The organism is Paenibacillus sp. 32352 (assembly GCF_002042965.1).
Taxonomy (GTDB): domain Bacteria; phylum Bacillota; class Bacilli; order Paenibacillales; family NBRC-103111; genus Paenibacillus_S; species Paenibacillus_S vulneris.
The window spans coordinates 470587-495821 of the sequence record NZ_MZNT01000003.1; the positions used below are offsets into that span (position 1 = coordinate 470587).

Consider the following 25235-nt stretch of genomic DNA (forward strand, 5'->3'; position numbering starts at 1 on the left):
TTGATCACATAGGAGGGGTTTTAATGAATATCAGTGTTATCTTGATGATTATTCAACTATTTTTTGCCGTTGTCATCGGTATGTATTTCTGGAATTTATTGCGGAATCAGCAATCCAATCGAACTGCTGTGGATAAGGAGTCGAAGAAAGAGCTCGAGAAGCTGAGAAAGCTTCGCTCCATTTCCTTGAATAAACCACTGGCCGAAAAAACGAGACCCAGCACCATGGGGGATATCGTAGGGCAAAAGGAAGGACTTCGCGCCCTGAAAGCGGCATTGTGCGGGTCCAACCCGCAGCATGTTATCATTTATGGACCTCCGGGAGTAGGGAAAACGGCTGCGGCGCGTGTCGTTCTGGAGGAAGCTAAGAAAAATCCGGAATCTCCCTTCCGCCAAGAGGCGAAATTTACGGAGATTGATGCGACGACAGCCCGGTTTGACGAAAGAGGGATTGCTGACCCGCTGATCGGTTCCGTTCACGATCCGATTTATCAAGGAGCGGGAGCCATGGGAGTGGCCGGGATTCCGCAGCCGAAGGCCGGCGCCGTGACCAAAGCGCATGGAGGAATCTTGTTTATTGATGAGATCGGCGAATTACATCCGCATCAAATGAATAAATTATTAAAGGTGCTTGAAGATCGTAAGGTGTTTTTGGAGAGTGCTTATTACAACTCGGAGGATATGAATATCCCGGGATATATCCATGATATTTTTCAGCATGGACTGCCGGCGGATTTTCGCCTTGTAGGCGCGACGACGCGTAATCCCCAAGAGCTGCCTCCTGCCATACGCTCCCGTTGTATGGAGATATACTTCAGGCCTCTAACACCGGACGAAATCGGTACAATTGCTTTGAACGCTTTGAAGAAAATCGGTTTGCCGGAAAACGGGGCCGCCGTGGAGGTCGTCAAGAAGCACGCGACCAACGGCAGGGAAGCAGTCAATATTATTCAGCTGGCGGCAGGTATGGCTTTGACAGACGGCCGTAAAGAAGTATCGGCTTCCGATGTGGAATGGGTGATCAACAGCTCGCAAATTCCTCCAAGACCGGAACGCAAGATCGGGTCGAAGCCGGAAATCGGCTTTGTTAACGGACTTGCCGTCTACGGGCCGAACCTGGGGACACTGCTCGAGATCGAGGTTACTGCTATTCCGGTCGTTCAGCCGGGCAGCGGCAAATTTACCATCACGGGTGTCGTAGATGAAGAAGAGATGGGCGGAGGTGCCCGCACGATCCGCAGAAAAAGCATGGCGCGCGGCTCCGTTGAAAATGTGCTTACCGTATTGCGCAGATTGGGCATCAATCCGTACAATTACGATCTGCACATCAACTTCCCGGGAGGCACTCCGATAGACGGTCCTTCCGCAGGCGTATCGATGGCAACGGCCATAGCGTCAGCCATCAAGCAAATTCCGGTGGATAACCATATCGCCATGACCGGTGAAGTGGGCATTCATGGCAAGGTGAAGCCGGTTGGAGGCGTGGTCGCCAAAGTAGAGGCCGCATTCCAGGCAGGGGCCACCAAAGTCATTATCCCGAAAGAAAATTGGCAGGAAATATTCGGGGGTCTTAACGGGCTTGAGGTGATTCCGGTTGAATCGGTAGAAGAAGTGCTGCACCACGCTTTAGGAATAGAAATTTCCACGCTAACCGAAGCCTCCGGAATACAGCCGGATGTGATGCCGCCTGCATCGGTAACTGTTTTGCACGCTGACGGGCTAGAGTAACTATCTGCCTTCAGCGTTTCTTTTTTGTCGGTGCGAGATAAGTTGACAAGCCGATTGGTGTTTTTAAATCAATTTTGCTAAAATGTTAACTACAGCAATTGGTAATGCTGGCGAAGCAAGGTCGCTTTAGAAGGCGGATTGTTGCGAAGTCAACTTTGCTGAAAGCAAAGTTCACAGGAGGTGCTCCAGGATGGGACCGAACAAATTAAAGGTGCGGCGCTTGCCGTTGCTTCCTTTGCGGGGATTGCTCGTTTACCCTAGCATGGTGCTGCATCTGGATGTAGGCAGAGAAAAATCAGTAAAAGCACTGGAGAAATCCATGGTGGATGACAGCATGATTCTTCTTTGCTCCCAATCGGAAGTTAACATTGAAGAGCCTACAACAGAAGACATATATCGCATCGGAACGATTGCCAAGGTAAGGCAGATGCTGAAGCTTCCTAACGGCACGATCCGGGTATTGGTCGAGGGAATCGTTCGTGCGGAAATCAGCGAATTTTTAACGAATGAGGAATACTACGAGGTTCAAGTCAAGGAGCTGCCTGAACAGGAAACTTCAGATCCGGAAATCGATGCACTGATGCGTACCGTTCTTACCCAGTTTGAGCATTATATTAATTTGTCCAAAAAGGTAACCCCGGAGACGTTAGCCGCCGTATCCGATATCGATGAGCCGGGCCGGCTGGCAGACGTGATTTGCAGTCATTTATCGTTAAAAATTAAGGACAAACAAGAAATTCTAGAAACCATCAATGTGAAGGACCGTTTGGAAAAGCTGCTCAGCATACTTAACAACGAACGTGAAGTATTGGAGCTTGAGCGCAAAATCAGCCAGCGGGTCAAGAAGCAGATGGAGAAAACCCAGAAGGAGTATTACCTTCGCGAGCAAATGAAGGCGATACAGAAGGAGCTTGGGGATAAGGAAGGCCGTGCAGGCGAGGTGGAGGAGCTGCGCAGCCAGCTTGCAGAAACGGATGTTCCGGAGAAGGTCAAGGAAAAAATCGAGAAGGAAATCGATCGGCTGGAGAAGATGCCGGCGACCTCCGCAGAAGGCGGCGTGATCCGGAATTATATCGATTGGCTGCTTGGCCTTCCATGGTCGAAGTTCACCGAGGATGATCTGGACATCAACCGCGCCGAGCAAATCTTGAACGAGGACCATTACGGGCTCGAAAAGCCGAAGGAACGTGTGCTGGAATATCTGGCCGTTCAGAAGCTGGTGAAGAAGCTTAAAGGGCCGATCCTGTGTCTTGTAGGGCCTCCCGGGGTAGGTAAAACATCAATCGCCCGCTCCATCGCACGGTCCTTGGGCCGGCAATTTATCCGTATCTCGCTTGGGGGAGTACGGGATGAAGCGGAGATTAGAGGACATCGCCGCACTTATGTCGGTGCGATGCCTGGCCGCATTATTCAGGGGATGAAAAACGCAGGCTCCGCCAATCCGGTGTTCCTGCTCGATGAGATTGATAAAATGGCGATGGATTTCCGCGGAGACCCGGCGTCGGCGCTGCTGGAGGTTCTTGATCCGGAACAAAACAGTACGTTCAGCGATCATTACATCGAGGTCCCTTACGATCTGTCCAACGTTATGTTCGTCACAACGGCCAATGCGGTGCACAACATTCCGAGACCGCTTCTAGATCGTATGGAAGTGCTCTATATTCCGGGCTATACCGAGATCGAAAAGCTGCATATCGGCCGCAACTATTTGCTGCCTAAACAGCAGAAGGACCATGGTCTTAAAGACGATCAGCTGGTAATTGAGGAACCGGCGCTTATGCGGATTGTACGTGAGTATACGCGGGAAGCGGGAGTCCGCAATTTGGAGCAGCAAATTTCCGCGGTATGCCGCAAAGCGGCCAAGAAGGTCGTATCGGGTGAAGGTGAGAAGGTCATCATTGGCTACGATGATGTCAAGGAATACCTCGGACCACCCAAATTCCGCTTCGGCGTAGCCGAGGAATTCGATCAAATCGGCGCGGTTACCGGTCTTGCCTGGACGGAGGTAGGCGGCGATACCCTCGTTATCGAGGTTACGGTCATGCCGGGTAACGGCAAGCTGACGCTGACGGGCAAATTAGGCGATGTGATGAAGGAATCGGCTCAGGCAGCATTCAGCTACACCCGTTCCAAAGTGGGGCAGCTTAACATTCCGGCGGACTTTCATGAGAAGTTCGATATTCATATTCATATTCCGGAAGGAGCTATTCCGAAGGATGGCCCTTCGGCCGGGATAACGATGGGGACGGCTCTGATCTCCGCCTTGACGAATATTCCTGTTTCCCGCGAAGTGGCGATGACAGGAGAGATTACGCTGCGCGGCCGCGTGCTCCCTATCGGCGGGCTGAAGGAAAAAAGCCTTGCCGCTCATCGGGCGGGCATTCGCAAGGTCATTATCCCTAAAGATAATGAGAAGGATATCGAAGAAGTACCGGAAAGCGTGCGCAATGAGCTGACCTTTGTTCCAGTATCACATATGGATGAAGTGCTTGAGCATGCATTGGTCAAACCCGTAGGGGTATAAAGAGGCGATTTCGGCCTCGATGAAGGAAAGAGTGAAGGAAAACATGAAGGTCAATCAGGCTGAGTTTATTATCAGCGCGGTTGGTCCGAATCAGTATCCTGCGGACGCCTTGCCCGAGATTGCTCTGGCAGGGCGTTCTAACGTAGGAAAGTCATCACTGATCAATCGGATGATCCAGCGCAAAAATTTGGCTAGAACAAGCTCTAAGCCGGGAAAAACACAGCAATTAAATTATTATAAAATTAATCAGGACTTATTTTTCGTCGATTTGCCAGGTTATGGCTATGCCCAGGTTTCCAAGTCCAAGCGTGAAATTTGGGGCAAGTTTATCGAGGAATACTTGCTTCACAGAGAATTCTTGAAGCTGGTGCTGCTCGTTATCGATTTGCGGCATCCGCCTTCCAAGGATGATCAGGCAATGTATGCTTGGCTCAAACACAACGGAGTGCCTCTATGTGTCGTCACGACCAAGGCGGATAAAATATCCAAGGGCCAGTGGCAAAAGCACGTGAAGATTGTTAAGGAAACCTTGCAGATGGACAAGAACGATCCTTTCGTGTTGTTCTCGTCCGAGCTCGGAATAGGCAAGGACGAGCTTTGGGGCGTCATTGAGAGCAAGATCCGTAACGGCGAAGCGGCTTCAACTCCGGACGAGGAGCCTGTAGAAGTCCAGCCGGAATAATCCTGCCAACTATCCTGTAAAGACAAGTTACCCACCGCAGCGGGCTTGCTTTTATAGGATAGTTTTTTTATTTAGAAGGACCACTCACACCAAAAAGAAAAGCCTAACCCTGATCCATAAGGTCTGGACTATAAGGAACTTTGACTGGCCGTTATCGAATATAATATGTCCCAGGGAAGTTGATAACTTTATAAGGGAAACAGAGGGATTTATATGAAAAGGTTGAATCCTTCCGTGATTAAAGCAGTTTTTTCTAAAATTCACCGGAATTCAATGAATGGATGGCAGGAATATTAAATATTTATGTAGTATAATGTATATAGAACAAGAGAATATAGGTTTGGCTTTATGTTTCGAAAACAAAGAATCGAGGGATTTTTATGGCAATTAGGTTAGCGACCAAATACGTCAAAACCTGCCTACAGTTAACGGAAGCCGAGATGGCCATGTTTATTCAGATGTTTGTCGATCATCAAGCCTCCTTGCAGGTGAAAGTGCTTGAAAATGGAAATCAAGAGGTGGTTTTGCTGGACAACGAAGCGGGACAAGAGATCGTCCTCTCGTTCGAAAGACAGTTCAACATGTATGTTTGCCGTGGTACATGCAGCATCACGGACAAAAATCTGGTTCAATTGATGAGAAAGGCCGTTTCAACCTTTAAAGGAAGTGCCATTGTTCACCGAATTTATGAATCTTATACGATGATTTATGAATATGACCGGGGCACGGTAATGAAAATTGTGGAACGCAAAGGGCAAACCGATCGTCTGATCTACGAGTATAAGGATACTGTCGGAATGCTGGAGAAAATGTTCCGTAAAGTGGAGGTAGAGCAAGAAATAATGACCATAAAATCTCAGATCAATGAATTGCTCGACCTGAGAAACGACATACAAGAAGCAGCCGTACGCGAACAAATTGATGACCGTCTTCGTAACCTGACGCATCGCTTATTCGTACTCGAAGCTTAACTATATAGAAGTCAAAGGGCTTTTCCGTTGATGCGGAAAAGCTCTTTTAATTTTGTCTCGATAAACATATAGGCGTTATTTCCCCGAAAAAAATCCATGGCTCCAATACACCTGAGACAAGTCTGTAACATATGTTAGACAATGTGCAGCGCTCGCAGCAAAGAAAACTAGGCATTGGCAAAAAAAAGTATTGCTTTTATTCGGAATAGATGTTATTTTTATTTTCGTTGAAAACAAAATAGGAACCAGGATTCACTCAGGACATTGAATGTTGCGAGAGATTATTCCCTCGAGAAGTGAATGACGTAGGTCCTAGCGGATGAAATTTTTCAAACATTTTATTCCTAGGAAGGGGGACCGAAAGATGGAATACTCAACTTTCGGAAGACACGTTGCTGTTGATACTTGGGGAGTTGATTTTGAACTTCTCAACAATGCAGAATGGTTACAGGCGCAAATGGTAGAAGCTGCGGAGGCATGCGGGGCAACTGTGATGTCTGTTCAATCCAAGCAGTTTGAGCCGCAAGGTGCAACAGTGCTAGTATTATTGTCGGAAAGTCATCTCTCCATTCATACTTATCCTGAGAAAGGTTTTGCCGCATTGGATTGCTATACTTGCGGTGAGACAGTAGATCCTCAACTTGCTATTGATTATATGATTTCGGTTCTGAAGCCGGCAACGGCGCATGCAAAGAAGCTTGTTCGCGGCATGGGCGAATTGACAGTAGAGACACCGGAATTAAAGCTAGCTCAAATGACAAAATAATAACGTTAAATGGTAACCACGGAGAAATCCGTGGTTATTTGTTTGCCTAGCCCCCCATACAATGAATAAGTAAAGCTTGTATTACGTTTTAACCGAAGCTTGAGGAAGCTCATTGGACTTGGGGGGAGTTCGGGATGAAACGAAAACGCAAATGGATTATGTACGCCATCTTGGTTTTTTTTGTTGTTTGGCCGGTATATCAGATTATAGGTATGGTAGGTGCTCATTCGGAAAAGCAGGATGCGGGCAAGCTCCTTTACCAGGTTTCGTTGTTTCAAATGGAGCTGTTAAGCAGCTACTTGCACGATATTGAGAAGGTGAAGGATACGGAAGGGTTGAATCCCTTACGTCAAGCGATCTATACGGCCAACTTTACGCATCAGCATCTTGTGCTTGCATATGGCGAAGATCAGCTCACCCCGCTTGAAAGCTTGTCGCAGCTGATGCAATACGTTCTCCGCCTGCAAATAGGGGGTCAGCGTCCGCTCAAGGGCGAAGAGGTTCAGGCTTTGCTGGAGGTGCGCAAGCAGTTCGATGACCTGTACGATGCCTATGGGAAGCTCCTATCCTCCCGCGGGGATGTAGTAGGTTCTCAAAATCAAAGGCTGCAAAAAGATGATAAAACGGTGAACGAATTGCTCCGTAAAAAGCTGCTTCAATAGGGTGAAACATGCGTATATTGTATAAACGAAACCATTTTAGCTGAAAATATAGAAAATAGTTCCGGTTGATAAGCTTTGCTTTCACATATTATACAAAAAATTTGTCGGAGCGGCTTGTCAAACTGTGCTATAATGGGATCTAGATTAAGAAGAGGAAGGCAGGTGACACATATGCATATCGTTGTGGCGGGCTTGAACTACCGAACAGCACCGGTAGCGATCCGCGAGAAATTTACATTTTCCGATGCAGATCTGGCGCCGGCTCTGAAAGAGCTCAAAGAAACGAAAAGCGTAATGGAATGTGTCATTGTGGGCACCTGTAACCGTACGGAGCTGTATGTAGTTGTCGATCGGGAACATTTGTGCGATCATTATTTGCGTGGCTTCATTGAAAAATGGTTTGGCGTTCCGCGCGAGCAGTTCAATAAACATCTGTATGTTTATGAAAACGAGAAGGCGATCAATCATTTATTCCGCGTGACGAGTGGACTGGATTCCATGGTTATCGGGGAAACCCAAATTTTGGGCCAAATTCGCAATGCATTTTTACTATCCCAGCAAATGAAAACTACGGGGATTTTATTTAATACCTTGTTTAAACAGGCGATCACCCTGGCCAAACGCGCGCATACGGAGACGGGCATCGGGGAAAATCCGGTCTCGGTCAGTTATGCCGCTGTTGAGCTTGGTAAACGCATTTTCGGAAGCTATGACCACAAGAAGGTAATGATCATCGGCGCAGGCAAGATGAGCGAGCTTACCGTGAAGCACCTTTATTCCAACGGCGCCGATAAGGTGATTGTCGTCAACCGCACTTTGAGCCGCGCTCAAGAGCTTGCCGGCAAGTTCCAAGGAGTGGCCAGCTCCATGGATAAGCTGCTCGACTATCTGGAGGAAGTGGATATAGTTATCAGCTCCACGGGCTCCTCAGAGATCGTATTAACGAAGGATCAGGTTGCGGCCGTGCTTCAGAAGCGCCGTTCGCGCCCTTTATTCATGATAGATATTGCCGTTCCAAGGGATTTGGATTCTTCCATCGGAGAACTGCCTAACGTATTTTTGTACGATATCGATAATTTGCAATCCATCGTGAACAACCATCTGCAGGAACGCCGCAAAGCGGCTCTGGTCATCGAGGATATGATAGAAGAGGAGATGGCCGTGTTCGAGCAATGGACGCGTACGCTGGGGGTTACACCGTTAATCCAGGCGCTGCAAGCGAAAGCAAGCTCCATCCATGAAGAAACTATGGATAGCCTGATGAAAAAGCTTCCCGATCTGGATGAGCGTGAGCTTAAAGTGATTCGCAAGCTGACGAAAAGCATTGTGAATCAAATGCTGAGAGACCCAGTGATTCGGATTAAAGAGATGGCTGCTGAACGTGACGGGGAAGAAGCGCTCGATTATTTCACCAAAATATTTGCACTGGAAGATCAACTGGCACAGCAAGAACAAGTGGAGAAGAACGTGAACCGTCAACAGGAAGTGAGCGAGACTCGTGATCGTTGGAAGGAAGAAATTTTGACGAAGGTTTCATTGAAGCCTGCCGATGCCTTGGCTAAAACGTAGTTTGGAGAGGTGCCATGGTCGCGAAAAGCTGGTTGTACGATGTCATTATTTATATATACGCCCTGAGCCTGCTGTTTTACTTCTCGGACTTTGTAGGTCCGAACCGAAGCGCAAAACGGATGGGGACAGGGTTGCTTTCTTTTGTTTGGGTTCTGCAAACGATGTATTTGGTTGTTAACCTGGTTTGGCATGACCGTTCGATGGCATTTTCCATGTTTGAAACGCTGTTTATGCTATCCTGGCTGCTTGTAACGGTTTCGCTTGTAGTGAACCGTTTTTTTCGTATCGAGCTGTTTGTGTTTATTGTAAATATGATAGGGTTTACCGTACTGGCGCTTAATTTTTTCAGCAATCCGAAGGTTTCGCCGACATTGGCCAACTGGAATGTGAGCGATGAGGTGTTGTTCATCCATATCAGCTTCTCGCTGGGAAGCTATGTAGCCTTTGTTGTGTCCGGTGTTTTCTCGGGCATGTACTTATTCTTACATCGTCAATTAAAGGAGAAGAAGTGGTCGAAGCTTATGCAGAGACTTCCCAGCCTGGATAAGACGGATTATTACTCCTTCGTATCTGTTGTCATCGGGACACCGCTATTGCTGTTCGGCATGTCGCTCGGGGTTGTCTGGATCTCCTTGCAGCATGATTTGTCCTTGTTCTTTGATCCTAAAGTTATCAACTCATGGTTTGTCCTGCTTGCCTATATCTTTTATCTGTTCCAGCGCATTCTGCTCAAGACGCCGGGTTATAAGCTGGCATTGTGGAATCTTGCCGCATTTTTTATTATGGCTTTAAACTTTGTGTTCGCTAACTTCTATTCCTCGTTTCACCAGTGGTCTTAATAGTTCGGGCAAAGCGAGGGGGCAAAGCAGTGAAATGAAGAGAAGAAAAACGTACTACCCGTTGATGCTTCAGGCAGAGGACAAGCCGTGTGTTATAATAGGCGGTGGATCGGTAGCCGAACGGAAGGCTGAGGCTTTGCTTGAGGCAGGGGCAAGGGTAACCGTCATCAGCCCCTCTTGTACGCCCCGATTGGAAGGCTGGGCTCAGGACGGAACTATAAATCACATCCCATCAACCTATCATCCCGGAATGCAGGAGCTGGCCAATGCGCTGTTAGTTTTTGCCGCTACGAATCGTTCGGAAGTGAATGCAGCCATACGTATGGAAGCGGAAGCGATGGGCAAGCTGGTCAATGTGGCGGATGATTCGGAAGGGAGCGGGTTTATTGTGCCCGCGACAGTTCGCCGCGGGAGGCTGCTTATTGCAGTTTCGACAGCGGGAGCAAGTCCGGCAGCAGCCCGTAAAGTGAAGCAGCAGCTAGAGGAGACGTTCGGCGATGAGTATGAGGCGTATTTGGACCTGCTTCAGGAATTGCGGGTGTTTGTCCAAAGCATCGTCGAGGACACGGCCGTACGCCAACAGTGGTTCCGGCATATGCTGGAATGGGAGCTGCTCCCGTTAATCCGTTCTGGACGGCTTGAGCCTCCGGATCGTCTGAATTTGATGGAGATCATTCACAAAGATCCGACAACAGAAGGAATGGAACGGGTTAAAGATTGGCTTCAAAGCCGGTTACCTTCTACGGGAGGGACATAGCATTTAAAGCATCCGCTATGAAAGAGGAAACGCTCTTGGCACCAAATATTATTTTGATCATGGAGAGGGCTGACATACATGCGCAAAATCGTAGTAGGAACCCGGCAAAGCGCTCTTGCATTAACCCAGACCGGTCAGGTCGTAGAGCAGCTGCGCGAGCTGTCCAAGCAGCTTGGGATCGAATGCGAGTTTGAACTGAAAAAAATCGTAACCAAAGGCGACCGCATTCTGGATGTGACCTTATCCAAGGTGGGGGGCAAAGGCCTCTTTGTCAAAGAGATCGAGCAGGCGATGTTCGACGGAGAGATCGATATCGCGGTACATAGTATGAAAGATATGCCGGCGGAGCTGCCGGAGGGATTAAGGATAGGCGCGGTTCCGCGCCGCGAGGATGCTAGAGATTGCCTGATTTCCCGTGAAAGCCGCGGATTGGACGAACTTCCTCAAGGAGCCAAGGTAGGGACCAGCAGCTTGCGCCGTTCCTGTCAGCTGCAGAACTACCGTCCCGACTTGCAGATTGAATCCATTCGGGGCAATATTGATTCGAGATTGAAGAAGCTCGAGACGGAAGGCTTTGACGCCATTCTGCTGGCGGCCGCAGGCTTGCACAGGATCGGCTGGCAGGATCGGATCAGCGTCTATATTCCAGCTGAGATTAGCTTGCCTGCAGTAGGGCAAGGAGCACTATGCATCGAGTGCCGCAGCGACGATGAGTTCGTCCTTGGACTGCTCAAGCACTACAATCATGAGCCTACCGCTTTGGCCGTAGCGGCTGAAAGAAGCTTTCTTGCCAGATTGAACGGAGGCTGTCAGGTACCTATCGGGGCTTTTGCAAGCCTCGGGGATGAGGACGGCAATCCGGCTATTACTTTGACCGGAATGGTAGGCTCGCCGGACGGCAAGCTGCTTTTGAAAGAAACGATGACAGGCACTGACCCGGACAAGCTGGGCCGCCACGTAGCGGAGGCTTTAATTGGTCAGGGAGCCGAAGATATATTGGCGACAGTGAGGAGTTGAGCCGAGGTGAGCAAAGGTGTCGTATATCTCGTAGGAGCAGGGCCAGGAGACCCTAAGCTCATTACGGTACGGGGACTGGAGGCGATTCAACGAGCCGATGTCGTCGTATACGACCGGCTGGCAAGTCCTAGATTGCTGAAGCATATGAAGCCGGGCGCCGAGAAAATTTTTGTCGGCAAGCTGCCCGATAAGCACATGATGAAGCAATCGGAAATTAATCAGCTGCTTGTTGATTTAGCGCTGCAGGGCAAGACGGTAACCCGCTTGAAGGGCGGGGATCCGAGCGTCTTCGGACGTGTGGGAGAAGAAGCGGAGCTGCTCGTGGATAACGGGATTCCGTTCGAGATCGTACCGGGAATCACATCTGCGATCGCGGTGCCTGCTTATGCGGGAATCCCGGTGACGCACCGGGATTTTACCTCCTCTTTCTCGATAGTGACCGGGCATGAATACCCGAATAAAACCTATAGCAGCATCAATTGGGATAATTTATCGCAAGCGTCGGGCACGCTCATTTTTCTTATGGGCGTAGCAAATCTGGAATTCATATGCAGCCGTCTGATCGACGGCGGCAAGTCGCCCTCCACTCCGGTCGCGCTGATTCGCTGGGGAACCTGGATGGATCAAAGAACGTTAACGGGTACCCTAACGGATATTGTCGACAAGGTCCGCGCAGCCAACTTCCAATCTCCCGCCGTCATCATCGTAGGGGAGGTTGTGAAGCTTCGCGAGAGGCTGGCTTGGTTCGAGAAGAAGCCCTTGTTCGGGCGGCGTATTCTCGTCACTAGAGCAAGGAGCCAGGCGAGTGAGCTGGTCCAGCTGATTGAGGAGCTTGGCGGCGAGGCGATCGAATTTCCTGTTATCAGGACCCAGCCTCCTTCGAAGCCGGAAGCACAGCAGAAGCTTGACGACACGCTTACTCAGCTATCCCGTTTTGAGTGGATCTTTTTTACAAGCGTCAACGGGGTGGACTATTTCTTCCAGCGGCTGCAAAAGAACCGTGTCGATGTAAGGACAATGAGCAGCGCCCGGATCGTGGCCGTAGGACCAAAGACAGCGGAAGCATTGGCGCAGCGGGGGTTAGTTGCCGAGGAGTTGCCTGCCAAGTTCCAGGGAGACGAGATGCTCGCCGCCTTTGCCAAGGAGCTGAAGCCAGGTCAGCAGGTGCTGCTGCCTACGGCCGATATCGCGAAGGAATACATCCCGGCGACATTAAGACAAATGGGTCTTCAAGTAACGGAAGTAGATGTCTATGAAACGGTTCTCGATACGAGCGGAGGCTCGGAAATCATTGAGCTGTTGGAACAGAATACAATCCATACCATAACGTTTACAAGTTCATCGACCGTAACGAACCTCATTATCGCTTTGCAGCAGCTAGGCGCAGACAAGCCCCTTGAACTGCTGCAGCCATGCAAGATTGCCTGTATCGGGCCTATGACGGCCAAGACCGCGGAGGAAGCGGGCCTTAAGGTAGACTACCTGGCCGAGGAAGCAACGGTTGCTTCTTTGGTCCAAAGCATGTACAGCCAGGCATAATAGGGAACAATCAAGATAAAGGTTAAGGAGGAAGCAGCATGGGATTTCCTATGGTACGCAACAGAAGATTACGCGGCTCCAAAGCACTACGCAATTTGGTAAGAGAGACAACTTTATCGGTTCATGATCTGATCTATCCTATTTTCGTTACACACGGCTCTCAAATCAAAGAAGAAATCAGCTCTATGCCGGGTGTATACCACTTTTCGCTGGATACGCTGGAGCAAGAGCTGAAGGAGATTACGAGCTTGGGCATTGAGGCCATCATGCTGTTCGGCGTTCCCGAGCATAAGGATGCTCACGGCAGCTCGGCATATGACGATAATGGCATCGTGCAGCAAGCGACACGCCGAATTAAAGAGCTCCATCCTGATCTGCTCGTGATGGCCGACAACTGTCTGTGCCAGTTTACAGACCACGGCCACTGCGGCGTCGTTCATGTTGACGAGAAAACGCAATGCGCCGAGATTCTTAACGACGAGTCGCTGGAGCTGCTTGTCCGTACGGCGGTATCGCAAGCGAAAGCGGGGGCTGACGTTATCGCTCCTTCGAATATGATGGACGGGTTCGTAGCGGCTATTCGCCAAGGCTTGGACGAAGCAGGGTTTGAGAATGTGCCGATCATGTCCTATTCGGTTAAATACGCTTCGGCATACTACGGACCATTCCGTGAAGCTGCACATTCGGCGCCTCAATTCGGTGACCGCAAAACGTATCAGATGGATCCGGGAAATGCACGCGAAGCGCTTCGTGAAGCGGAGTCCGATGTGCTTGAAGGCGCGGATTTCCTGATGGTGAAGCCTGCTATGGCTTACATGGATATTATTCGCACCTTGCGCGATCAGTTCGAACTGCCGCTCGTTGCTTATAATGTCAGCGGTGAATATTCACTGATTAAAGCGGCCGCGCAGCAGGGCTGGGTAGACGAACGTTCTATTGTTATGGAAACGATGATCGGCTTCAAGCGCGCAGGCGCCGATTTGATTATTACCTATTTTGCTAAAGACGTAGCCCAATGGCTGAAGGAACAGCAATAGTACGGGGTTCGGGAAGAAGCAAGAGCTTTTCATACTGACTGCGGTTAGTGGAAAAGCTCTTTTTTTCTCGCCGCGTCGCGGTTCTTGTCATACTTTTGTCGGATTCTACGATAGGCAATCGGTTGTTAGAGGTTGCCAAATAGGGCATAATGTTAATAGATCATAGGAGTTCGCGGAAAGAGGTATAGAGGATGAGCTATAACGATAATTTCATTAAAGCCTGTAAGAAGCAGCCTGTAGATACGCTGCCGGTTTGGTATATGCGTCAGGCAGGACGTTCGGACCCGGATTACCGTAAAATTAAAGAAAAATATAGCCTTCTTGAGATTTGCAGGCAGCCTGAGCTTGCTGCGGAAGTCACGATGATGCCGGTCGAAAAGCTTGGCGTCGACGCGGCTATTTTGTATTCGGATATTATGAATCCGGTTGCCTCGATCGGGATTGATTTTGACATCGTTAAGGATGTTGGACCCGTTATCCATAACCCGGTCCGTACGGCAGAGGATGTGGACAGACTTCGCCCGATTCAAGTGGAGCAGGATTTATCCCATATTATTAAAACGATCGAAATTCTTGTGGCGGAGCTTAAAGTTCCTCTCATTACATTCGCCGGTGCACCATTTACCATCGCCAGCTATTTGGTCGAAGGCAGGCCATCCAAGTCCAAGGACTATCTGCACACGAAAGCTCTGATGTATGGAGCGCCCGATGTTTGGTTTAAACTGATGGATAAGCTTGGAGATATGATCATTACCTATTTGAAGGCACAGATTGCCGCAGGAGCCAAGGCGGTTCAGTTGTTCGACAGCTGGGTCGGGGCTTTGTCTCCGAGAGACTTCCAAACCTATGTGCTGCCTACGATCACTCGGATTTTTGCCGAGCTCAAGCACCTGGAGCAGCCTAAAATTTATTTCCCTGGCGTAAGCTCCGGTGAGCTTCATTCCAGCCTTGTTAACATCGATGCCGATGTCATAGGGTTGGATTGGCGTGTGCCTATTTCCGAAGCTCGCAAGAGAATCGGACCGAAATTTGCGGTACAGGGCAATCTGGACCCTACGGTTCTGACCGGACCGCTGTCGGTGATCCAAGAGCAGGCCAAAGCTATCATTGATCAGGGAATTCAACAGCCGGGCTACATCTTTAACCTGGGCCACGGGGTATTCCCGGAAGCGTCTATCGACAAGCTGAGAGAATTGACGGAATTTGTACACGAATATTCTCGCAAAGCTATCGCCCAATCGAAACAAGGAAGTGGTGTCTAATGACCAAACAGCGAATCGGCGTGTTAGTCATGTCCTACGGAACTCCAGAGAGCCTGGATCAAGTAGAGGCTTATTATACTCATATACGCAGAGGGAATCCTCCTAGCCCTGAGCAGCTCAAGGAGCTGACTGACCGGTACGATGCTATCGTGGGCGGATTTTTCCCGTTAAGAGAAAATACGAACAAGCAAGTGCAGGCTTTGGAGCAAATGCTGAACGAACGACATCCGGACAAAACGTTTGTATGCTACCAAGGGTTAAAGCATGCGTCGCCTTTTATTGAGGACGGCGTGGAGCAAATGGTCAAGGATGGCATCGAGCAGGCGGTAGGCGTTGTGCTTGCTCCACACTACTCTATTATGAGCGTAGGCGGATATATCAAGCGCGCTCAAGAGAAGGCCGAGGAGCTTGGCGGACTGGACATTAAGTTCGTTAAGAGCTATCATTTGCACCCGAAGCTTATCGAAGCCTTGTCCAATCGCGTGACCGAAACCCTGCAGCGTTTTGCAGGTACGCCGAAGGAGGAAGTCCGGGTTATATTCACCGCGCACAGCCTGCCTGAAAAAATAGTAGAGATGAGAGATCCTTATCCGGAACAGCTGCTCGCCACCTCCAAAGCAATTGCGGAGCAAACAGGAGTGACCAACTGGCAGTTCGGATGGCAAAGCGCGGGTCAAACGGCTATGCCGTGGCTTGGACCGGACATTCTGGATGTGCTTCATACCATTACGAAGGAAGAGCAAGTGAAGAATGTGCTCATCTGCCCGATCGGGTTTGTATCCGATCATCTGGAGGTATTGTACGATCTCGACATCGAGGCCCAGCAGGTAGCCAAAGAGCTGGGAATCCATCTGGAACGTACACCGTCCCTGAATACCGATCCATTGTACATGGAGACGCTCAGCGACGTCGTGTACGAGCATTGCAACGGAAAGTAACAGGTAGAGCGGATGGCTGAACCAAGAAAGGTGTTCCCATCCGCCTTTTATTAGGATCCTAATAGACGGTGAAATGGGGTATTGAAATGAGCATGCGCAAACGTTCCGACGAGCGGTCGGCCAAAGCATTCGCGGAAGCGAAGGAAGTCATTCCCGGAGGTGTGAATAGTCCGGTTCGCGCCTTCAAATCGGTTGGATTAACTCCTTTATTTATGGAACGCGGACTGGGTTCACGCGTTTATGACATTGATGGCAACGAGTTTATTGATTACATAGGCTCCTGGGGGCCGCTGATCGTTGGTCACTCCCATCCGGACGTTGTCCAGGCTATCAAGCAGACGGCGGAGAAGGGTTCCAGCTTTGGAGCGCCTACGGAACTGGAAACCGAGATGGCCAAGCTCGTTATCGAGCGCGTTCCCTCTCTCGAAATGGTGCGTATGGTGAATTCCGGAACCGAAGCGACGATGAGCGCCTTGAGGCTGGCCAGAGGCTATACGAAGAGAGCCAAGATCGTCAAATTCGAGGGCTGCTATCATGGTCATGCCGATTCCCTCTTGATCAAGGCAGGCTCCGGCGTAGCTACCCTAGGACTTCCTGACAGTCCAGGGGTTCCGGAGAGCGTTGCCGTAAATACAATAACCGTTCCTTATAATGATCTGGAATCGGTTCAGCTGGCCTTTGAAAAATTCGGCGAAGAGATTGCCGCTATCATTGTGGAGCCTATAGGAGGCAACATGGGAGTTGTCCCGCCGCTTCCGGGTTTTCTGGAGGGCTTACGCGATATCACCCGCCGTTACGGCAGCTTGTTAATCTTTGACGAAGTAATGACCGGCTTCCGCGTAGGTCTTCATTGCGCCCAAGGCTTGTACGGCATTGACCCTGATTTGACCTGTCTGGGTAAAATCATCGGAGGGGGTCTCCCTGTCGGTGCTTATGGCGGGAAGCGCGCCATTATGGAGCAGATCGCACCAAGCGGTCCTATCTATCAGGCGGGAACTTTATCCGGTAACCCGCTCGCGATGGCGGCAGGCTATACCACATTGAAGCTTCTAGGTGAGCCTGGGGTATATGAGGAGCTTGAACGCAAATCCGCGAAGCTGGAGGAAGGGTTCACTCGCAATGCCAAGGAGCTTGGGATTGCAAGCACGATCAACCGGGTTGGCTCCATGATCTGCCCCTTCTTCACGGATCAGAAGGTCATTGACTATGAGACGGCAAAAACCTCGGATCTGAACCGGTTTAATCGCTACTTTGCCGCGCTGCTTGATTTGGGAGTCAGCATCGCTCCTTCTCAGTTTGAAGGCATGTTCGTATCTACGGCGCACACGGACGAAGATATCGATCAGACAATTGCCGCTCATTATGAAGCACTGAAACAGCTGTAAGTCTAAAGATGGAATCCAAGCTTGTCCGCTGCTTATTATACTAGGCAGAGGGCAAGCTTTTTTGCTATCGCATATATCCATTCCAAGCCCCCGAAAGCACCTGAATCAGCAGCACCGAAGGTCAAGAGCTCTCTTTATATGGGGTATTGGTCGGATCTAGAATAGGAAAGCACTGTCACGCCATATTGCTCGTAGAACCTCTCTGGAAGAGCAGAAGGACTTCCTTAAGCGTGAATAACAAACAAGACGCCTCCTGGTCTAGGAAGCGTCTTGTTGTTTCTAGCCTTCTATTCGGTTTTAGTTGGAACAGGAGTCCCCGTTGCCGTCGTTGAAGGCGTCGGTGACGGTGCCGCACTGCCGCTCGCAGAAGTTCCCGGAGTAGCCTTACCTGCGGAATCGGATGATGTACCTGACGTCCCGCCGGTATTCGGTTTCGCGGATGGCTCCTGCACCTGATTATTGTTCGCTGGAGGTGTAGGAGTAGGGTTCGTAGCCGGCGATGGCGTCGGCGTTCCTTGCGGATGCGACGTACTGGCTCCGCTGTTGCCACTATTGCTGTTATTACCGGATGGCTGCCCCGTTGGCGGAGTTGTTGCCTCTGCGCCGTTGTTGTTCGAAGAGCCAGGCGATGGGGTCGGCGTAGTTTTCGGCGGAGCTGTCTCCTTATCTCCAGGTGTTGCTTTCCCGCCGTTCGTTTCTTTGGCATCCGTATCTTTACCGGCAGGAGGCTTGGTCGTGCCCGGTGTACTGGTGCCGTTTTTGTTGGTTCCCGCATTGCTGCCCGTATCCGGCTTCGTCGGTTCCCCTTTGTTCGTGTTTGTCGAAGGGGTAGATGATGGAGTCGGAGTAGGTGCCGGCGTCGGGTTGTTTTTTTGCTTGGCTTTCAATTCAGCCTGCTCTTTCAAAAAATCCGGATGGTCATACGAACCGCCTGGATCGATCTTGTCGATTCCGTCCCATACCCGGTTCGCGACTACGTTCTCAGGATGATCGTAAACCAGGAAGGCCGAAGGCAGGCGCCGTTCACCATACCGGCTGGAAGGCTTCGTGACCAGCTCGCCGTTATAGACCAATTCGGAGGAGGCTCCGCCATCCAGAAATCCCGCATTGATAACGTCGTCTTCCATAAACAAATCCTGAACTTCCTTCAAGGTAGCCCCAACGCTGTGGGTCTGGCGTCCGTCGATGACGATGAAGATGACGGTTCCGTCCGCCTTTTGTCCTACCGCCGTTCGCGGTGCTCGGCTGCCGTCATTAATAGGAAGCGGCTTTCCGTTAGCAATGACACGAGGGTAGAACGATGCGGCTTCCGAGATGCCCATCTCCTGCAGCTCGAAAATATTATATTTTCCGATAATGAGTGTCCCGTCTTTCGTAAATCCGACAATATGCTGCGGGACGCTGCCGTCCTGGTCCGTATAAATGACCTCGCCGCCGGAGATAATGGCGCCAAGAGCGGCAAACCCGTTGCCGAGTCCTTCGGGATCGTTAAATCCGCCGGCGTTGACACCGGCTACCGCCCCGGTCCGTTTGACCATGGAGGTGATTTTCTCCCCTTCACCAGGCTTTTCCGGGGTCATGATCCGTATCGATTTGGGATCGTAAACGTACATCCGCTTACCTTTCCACAGCTTGCCGGAAATATCTTCTACTTTTACCAGCTCATCGATAGAACGTATTCTTTTAGTTGTTGTTGCAATCATACCGGGTAGCTGCTTTTCAACCGCATTTTCTTCAACGAAGGTATGTAGCTGCTTGACCAGATCGTCACGCATTTCCGTGCCGACAAACATCCAGGCCCAGTCCCGATGCTGTGTGATGATGACGGTTTGAGCCATCCAGATCCGAATATCCGTTCCCGGCTTCGTCAGGAATAAAAAGCTCGATGTCATGAACGTAATAATGGCGATAAGCATCAGCGACTTCTTCAGCCAGCTCCAGTCGCGAAGCTGCTGCCTCGTTGCTTCCAAGAAATGTATGGCAGTGCTCACTTTGTCCACTCCTGTTTTAATAATGAACATAAACGGTTTTTAACTCTATTATTCTACCATATCCCGTTCCAATATGATAGACGAACCCCAAGCCGCGAAGTTGCAGGGTACCATGAAGATTTGCCGGCAATTTGTTACAATAAAGCCATGAAAGGAGCAAGGTGAATGATTCCGTGGCAGAAAAAAGGAGAATGGCTTGAACTCAGGCTTCCGAGAGTATTGGAGACGGAGGAGGAGCTTAAAGAGTACCTAAGTCTTTCGGATAAATATTTGAAGCAATTAAGTCAGTCAGGAGGGGTATCCATCAAAGGCCCCCGGGTCCGGCTTCGCCTGTTTCCGAATGAACCGATAAACCATATGCATCCATGGGCACCGTTAGAAGTGTTGTACGAGGATCATTTTTGCCTGGTTGTCCAAAAGCCGCCGGGAATGAAGGTGCATGGAGACAGTGCCGCGAGTACGAATCAGGCTGCAACGCTTGCGGATGCAGTAGCCAGCTATTATGAATCAACGGGGCAGTCCTGCAGGGTGCGGCACATTCATAGATTGGATGAAGATACGACGGGACCGGTCCTGTACGCCAAGCATGAATGGCCGCAGCAGATATTGGATGCCGCAATGCGGGAGAAGCGGATCGGGCGCCAATACGCGGCCATAGTGCAAGGCAGGCTCAAACAAAAAAAGGGCACAATAGATGCCCCCATCGGTAGAGACAGGCACCATCCCGCACGCAGACGGGTCTCACCGACAGGGGAGTGGGCCGTGACCCATTACGAAGTGGTTGAACAATGGGGTGAAGCCGCTCTGGTTAGACTGCAATTGGAGACAGGCCGCACTCATCAGATTCGGGTCCATATGAGCTATTTGGGCCATCCGATTTGGGGCGATCAGCTATATGGCGGCACGACTCAGCATATAAACCGGCAAGCTCTTCACGGAGAAAGACTAGGATTTCCCCACCCTCTGACGGGGGAGCAGCTTGACATTGAATGCCCCTGGCCCGAGGATATGAGCAGCCTTTACGATATCCTGCAAAAAATATAGTCATGCTCTTCCCGCGCAAACCATATAAATCTATAGATAAGTAAAAATGACTATCTCACGATGCGGTTTGCGAGACTAGTTCATAAGAGGGAGGACAAAACATTGGCTGAACAGCAAAGCGGATTGCGATTTGATATCTATGAGCGAGTGCATTTGTCGGAAGGTGTGGCAGGGATCAAGGAGCTGGAGGGCATTGAGCTTGCCCCGCATATTCAAGTGCTTCCACAAGGGGATCAAGCTCTTTTGCGAGGCAACCTGCTCTTATCCGGGACATATGTGGACGAACAGGATGCGGTGAACCGTACCTTGGAGCATCTGATTCCGGTCGAAATTACACTTCCTATGAACCGCGTGCAGCGGATGGAAGACATAGCGGTAGAGATTGAAAATTTCGATGTGGAGCTATTATCGACAAGGAGCTTGAATATTACCGGCGTCTTGTCTCTAAACGGACTTGAGGTCGTGTCGCCATCGGTCGGAGATATTTGGGGCGAAGCTGAGGAGGAAGTCGTCTTTGTACACGAGGTGCAGGGACAGCAGCGGGAGCCGGAAGTACCCGAAGCGCCGGCAGCGGTTCAAGAGGAGGTTGAACGTCAGGAAGAAGAAGTCTCATTGACGGTACAGATCGAGCCAAAGGGCGGGGAACAGGAGGAATGGACTTCTCCCTCTTTGGCGTTTGCCGCTGCGAATCCTATTGAAGAGAAGATAGTTGCAGAGACGAAGGAGCCAAAGCCTGAACAGGCACAGCAAGCAAGACAAGATCAGCGGTCGTCGGCTCAGGAGAGCGGTTCTCTTGCCGCATTGGAGGTGCCGGAGGAAGCGGTGCCTGTCTCAGAGCCGGTGGCAGTCGAAGCGGCTTCAGAAGCAGAAAGCAGCGAGGATAAGAGCAAGGAAATGAAGATTGGGATCTCGGGCAAAAAAGGGGAAGCGGAAGAACCGGCCAAACCGTTTGGTCTGACCTCCTTGCTGCAGAGCCAGGCATCGGTGAAAGCACCGGAGGGCAGGCAGGAGGAGGAGTCGCCCGCGGTCGACCCGCCTCAGGGAGAGAAGGTCGAGTGGAAGAGACTGCTCGCAAGTCCCAAAGGGGAGCAGAAGGAATTCAAACGCCTTCGACTCTGCATTGTCCAGAAGGAAGAAACCTTGGAGAGCATTGCCAAGCGCTATGATCTGAATCCCCGTGAAATTGCACTGTTCAATAGGCTCGGCGATACCGATTTAACGGAAGGCCAAATAGTTTATATTCCGAAATAATCCAAGAGACTGGAAAAAACACCTCGAACTTCCCTGGAAAACGGGTTTGTTCGGGGTGTTTTTTGGTTATATTGAGTAGTATCGACGACTTATGACACTTATCGTATTGACTGTATGTGGAATGTTGTTTATCATAGGAATGATTATACATGCTAACAACGTGGAAAGGGAATAGTAGGCAGCCAACCCTTCAGAGAGCGGAATTGCTGCGCTGTAAGATTCCGCAGGATGTAACTGGCCGAAGTCGCCCTGGAGTTGCAATGTTCAACCGATTCAGATTTCCTTAGCGTTAGGCGGCGGTCCTTACCATGAAGCCCTTCGCAGCTGATGAGACTAGACATTGCCGGTCACAGCCGTTATCTGTTGAAGTGCCGCATAGCGATCTTTTTCGCCTTGTGTGTCCGTTGCATTGTTAATACAGTGGCGGATATCAGGGGAGGAACGCCATTGCGGAATAAAGGTGGTACCACGGAAGCAGATCCTTTCGTCCTTTGCGGCGGAAGGATTTTTTTGTTGCATCTGGCAACGATACGCAGCAAACTCCTGGGATACCGGGACTTATTACGATTTTTTAACAATGGAGGTCCATAGCGATGGAAGAAACCAAGACGACTCAACCCCAAGCTTCGACGACGTCGATGCCAACAACCTACGACCCGAAGGAAGCCGAAACAAAATGGTACGATTATTGGCTGAAAGGCCAATTCTTTAAAGCGGGTCAGCGCCAGGACGCTGAAACGTATACGATTGTTATTCCGCCGCCGAACGTGACAGGAATGCTGCATATCGGGCATGCTCTGGACTGTACGCTTCAAGATATCATGATCCGCACCAAAAGAATGCAGGGATATGACGCGCTCTGGCTTCCGGGATCGGACCATGCGGGTATCGCCACTCAAACCAAGGTGGAGCAAAAGCTGCGGGAGCAAGGAATGACCCGTTACGATCTGGGACGCGAGAAGTTCCTCGAAAAAGTATGGGAGTGGAAGGAGCTTTATGCGGAATCCATTCATCAGCAATGGGCGAAAATGGGCTTTTCACTCGACTACTCCCGGGAACGCTTTACCCTGGACGAAGGCTTGTCCAAGGCGGTTCGCGAAGTATTCGTGAAGCTGTACGAGAAAGGCCTTATCTACCGCGGCAACTACATCATCAACTGGGATCCGGCTGCACGCACGGCTCTTTCCGATATTGAAGTTGTATACAAAGAGGTGCAGGGACATCTGTACCATCTTCGTTATCCGGTGAAGGACAGCGATGAGTCCATCGATGTTGCGACGACTCGTCCCGAGACAATGCTAGGGGATACGGCGGTTGCGGTCCATCCGGAGGATGAGCGCTATCAGCACCTGATCGGCAAAATGCTAGTACTGCCGATAATCGGCCGTGAGATTCCGATTGTAGCGGATGAGTATGTTGAAAAAGACTTCGGCAGCGGCGCCGTGAAAATCACGCCTGCCCATGACCCGAACGACTTCGAGGTAGGCAAGCGTCATGATCTGCCGCAAATTCTCGTTATGGACGAAAGCGGCAAAATGAACGAGAACGCCGGCAAATATAACGGGATGGACCGGTTTGAATGCCGCAAGCAAATCGTTGCCGATCTGAAAGAGCAGGGCGTTTTGGTGAAAATCGAAGACCACGTTCATCAGGTTGGACATAGCGAGCGCAGCGGCGCTGTAATCGAGCCGTACTTGTCTACACAATGGTTCGTCAAAATGAAGCCGTTGGCTGAACGTGCGATTGAAGCGCAAAAATCCGGCAAGGGAGCTAACTTCGTTCCGGACCGCTTCGAAAAAACGTATCTGCATTGGATTGAAAATGTACGCGACTGGTGTATTTCCCGTCAGCTTTGGTGGGGTCACCGGATTCCTGCATGGTACTGCGAGGACTGCCAACAAACCCATGTTTCCCGTGAAGACGTTAAGCAATGCTCCTGCGGCAGCACGAACCTGAAGCAGGATAACGATGTATTGGATACGTGGTTCAGCTCCGCATTATGGCCGTTCTCCACGCTCGGATGGCCGGAACAAACGGCGGATCTGGAACGTTATTACCCTACCACATTGCTTGTAACAGGCTACGATATTATTCCGTTCTGGGTATCCCGGATGATCTTTACGGGTCTGGAATTTACGGATCAAATGCCGTTCAAGGACGTTCTGATTCACGGGCTGGTGCGCGATGCCGAGGGCCAAAAGATGTCCAAATCGCTCGGCAACGGCGTCGACCCGATCGAGGTAATCGAGAAGTACGGCGCGGACGCGATGCGCTGGATGCTGTCCACAAGCTCAACACCTGGTCAGGATCTTCGCTTCCGCTGGGAGAGAGTGGAGCAGGCGCGCAACTTCGCTAATAAAATTTGGAACGCTTCCCGGTTCGCCCTGATGAATCTGGGAGATTTCAAAGCGGAGGAAATCGATCTTAGCGGATCCTTGGGAACAGCCGACCGCTGGATTCTGCACCGTCTGAACGAAACCGTCCGCGATGTGACTCGTCTCATGGATTCCTATGAATTCGGGGAAACCGGACGTGTGCTATATAACTTTATTTGGGATGACTTGTGCGACTGGTATATCGAGTTCAGCAAAATTTCGTTATACGGTACGGATGAGCAGGCTAAGAAAACGACGAAATCCGTGCTTGCCTACGTTTTGGACCAAACACAGCGTCTCATTCATCCGTTTATGCCGTTTATTTCCGAGGAAATATGGCAGCACCTTCCTCATCAAGGAGAGACGATTACCCTTGCTCAGTGGCCGGTATATGAGAGCCGCTTTGAGGCTGAGGAAGCGGTACGTGAAATGGAGCTCCTGATGGATATCATTCGTGCTGTGCGTAACATTCGCGCAGAGGTTAATGTGCCGATGAGTAAAAAAATCGAGCTGCTGGTGAAGCCTGCGTCGGCAGACGTTCTTGCCAGCTTGAAGAATAATGAAGGATATATTCAACGCTTCTGCAACACTTCGCTGCTTGAAATCGGTATGGATATTGCAACGCCGGATAAAGCGATGACAGGTATTGTAACGGGAGCCGAGCTATCCTTGCCGTTAGCGGGGCTGATCGATATTTCTCAGGAGATTGCACGGCTTGAGAAGGAGCTTCAAACGCTGCACGGAGAAGTGGAGCGTATTGAGAAGAAGCTGGCCAATGAAGGATTCGTGGCCAAAGCGCCGGCCAAAGTTATTGAAGAAGAAAAAGCTAAGCTGGCCGATTACGCGGATAAGAGAGATAAAGTGATCGCCCGTTTGACTGAACTGAGAGGGTGAATAAG

General features: G+C 50.4%; 19 protein-coding genes. 18 read left to right on the forward strand and 1 reads right to left on the reverse strand.

Annotated features, from left to right (window positions below; translation table 11 throughout):
- Positions 1–23: 23 nt before the first annotated feature.
- From lonB to hemL, 15 genes are all read left to right on the forward strand, one after another.
- Positions 24–1727 (forward strand): ATP-dependent protease LonB, encoded by a 1704-nt coding sequence (gene lonB, locus B1728_RS09805; RefSeq protein WP_079910003.1) that lies wholly within the window; start codon positions 24–26, stop codon positions 1725–1727.
- A 190-nt stretch (positions 1728–1917) separates the two neighbouring features.
- The gene (gene lon, locus B1728_RS09810) at positions 1918–4251 is read left to right on the forward strand and encodes an endopeptidase La (RefSeq protein ID WP_079910004.1); all 2334 of its coding nucleotides are present in this window, start codon (positions 1918–1920) and stop codon (positions 4249–4251) included.
- 43 nt (positions 4252–4294) lie between these two features.
- Positions 4295–4933: a ribosome biogenesis GTP-binding protein YihA/YsxC gene (gene yihA / locus B1728_RS09815; RefSeq protein ID WP_079910171.1), complete on the forward strand. Its 639-nt coding sequence runs from the start codon at positions 4295–4297 to the stop codon at positions 4931–4933.
- Between the two features lie 380 nt (positions 4934–5313).
- Complete coding sequence (locus B1728_RS09820; RefSeq protein ID WP_179135962.1) at positions 5314–5904, forward strand: non-ribosomal peptide synthetase module; 591 nt, start codon at positions 5314–5316, stop codon at positions 5902–5904.
- 364 nt (positions 5905–6268) lie between these two features.
- A complete protein-coding gene (speD, locus tag B1728_RS09825) occupies positions 6269–6670 on the forward strand; it encodes an adenosylmethionine decarboxylase (protein ID WP_079910005.1) in 402 nt (133 codons plus the stop codon).
- Positions 6671–6804: 134 nt separating this feature from the next.
- A complete protein-coding gene (locus tag B1728_RS09830; protein WP_079910006.1) occupies positions 6805–7332 on the forward strand; it encodes an S-adenosylmethionine decarboxylase in 528 nt (175 codons plus the stop codon).
- A 171-nt stretch (positions 7333–7503) separates the two neighbouring features.
- The gene (hemA, locus tag B1728_RS09835; RefSeq protein ID WP_079910007.1) at positions 7504–8901 is read left to right on the forward strand and encodes a glutamyl-tRNA reductase; all 1398 of its coding nucleotides are present in this window, start codon (positions 7504–7506) and stop codon (positions 8899–8901) included.
- 14 nt (positions 8902–8915) lie between these two features.
- Positions 8916–9740: a cytochrome C assembly family protein gene (locus tag B1728_RS09840; protein ID WP_079910008.1), complete on the forward strand. Its 825-nt coding sequence runs from the start codon at positions 8916–8918 to the stop codon at positions 9738–9740.
- A 34-nt stretch (positions 9741–9774) separates the two neighbouring features.
- On the forward strand, positions 9775–10497 hold the full coding sequence (locus tag B1728_RS09845; protein WP_079910009.1) for a precorrin-2 dehydrogenase/sirohydrochlorin ferrochelatase family protein: 723 nt from the start codon (positions 9775–9777) through the stop codon (positions 10495–10497).
- Between the two features lie 78 nt (positions 10498–10575).
- Entirely contained in the window at positions 10576–11514 is a 939-nt protein-coding gene (gene hemC, locus B1728_RS09850) for a hydroxymethylbilane synthase (RefSeq protein WP_079910010.1), read from the forward strand.
- 6 nt (positions 11515–11520) lie between these two features.
- Complete coding sequence (gene cobA, locus B1728_RS09855; protein WP_079910011.1) at positions 11521–13053, forward strand: uroporphyrinogen-III C-methyltransferase; 1533 nt, start codon at positions 11521–11523, stop codon at positions 13051–13053.
- Between the two features lie 38 nt (positions 13054–13091).
- Entirely contained in the window at positions 13092–14090 is a 999-nt protein-coding gene (gene hemB, locus B1728_RS09860) for a porphobilinogen synthase (protein ID WP_079910012.1), read from the forward strand.
- Positions 14091–14281: 191 nt separating this feature from the next.
- Positions 14282–15352: a uroporphyrinogen decarboxylase gene (gene hemE, locus B1728_RS09865; RefSeq protein ID WP_079910013.1), complete on the forward strand. Its 1071-nt coding sequence runs from the start codon at positions 14282–14284 to the stop codon at positions 15350–15352.
- On the forward strand, positions 15352–16290 hold the full coding sequence (hemH, locus tag B1728_RS09870; protein ID WP_079910014.1) for a ferrochelatase: 939 nt from the start codon (positions 15352–15354) through the stop codon (positions 16288–16290). The genes hemE and hemH overlap by 1 nt, the downstream gene beginning before the upstream one ends.
- A gap of 86 nt (positions 16291–16376) precedes the next feature.
- Positions 16377–17675: a glutamate-1-semialdehyde 2,1-aminomutase gene (gene hemL / locus B1728_RS09875; protein WP_079910015.1), complete on the forward strand. Its 1299-nt coding sequence runs from the start codon at positions 16377–16379 to the stop codon at positions 17673–17675.
- 287 nt (positions 17676–17962) lie between these two features.
- Here hemL and B1728_RS09880 read toward each other — a convergent pair whose 3' ends face one another.
- Positions 17963–19666: a phosphodiester glycosidase family protein gene (locus B1728_RS09880; protein WP_256865311.1), complete on the reverse strand. Its 1704-nt coding sequence runs from the start codon at positions 19664–19666 to the stop codon at positions 17963–17965.
- Positions 19667–19831: 165 nt separating this feature from the next.
- Between B1728_RS09880 and B1728_RS09885 the strand changes: the two genes are divergently transcribed.
- The 3 genes from B1728_RS09885 to B1728_RS09900 all read left to right on the forward strand — a co-directional run bounded on the left by B1728_RS09885 (position 19832) and on the right by B1728_RS09900 (position 25230).
- On the forward strand, positions 19832–20710 hold the full coding sequence (locus B1728_RS09885; protein ID WP_079910017.1) for an RluA family pseudouridine synthase: 879 nt from the start codon (positions 19832–19834) through the stop codon (positions 20708–20710).
- Between the two features lie 102 nt (positions 20711–20812).
- Complete coding sequence (locus B1728_RS09890) at positions 20813–21961, forward strand: LysM peptidoglycan-binding domain-containing protein (protein WP_144027819.1); 1149 nt, start codon at positions 20813–20815, stop codon at positions 21959–21961.
- Between the two features lie 593 nt (positions 21962–22554).
- A complete protein-coding gene (locus B1728_RS09900) occupies positions 22555–25230 on the forward strand; it encodes a valine--tRNA ligase (RefSeq protein WP_079910020.1) in 2676 nt (891 codons plus the stop codon).
- Positions 25231–25235: the final 5 nt, after the last annotated feature.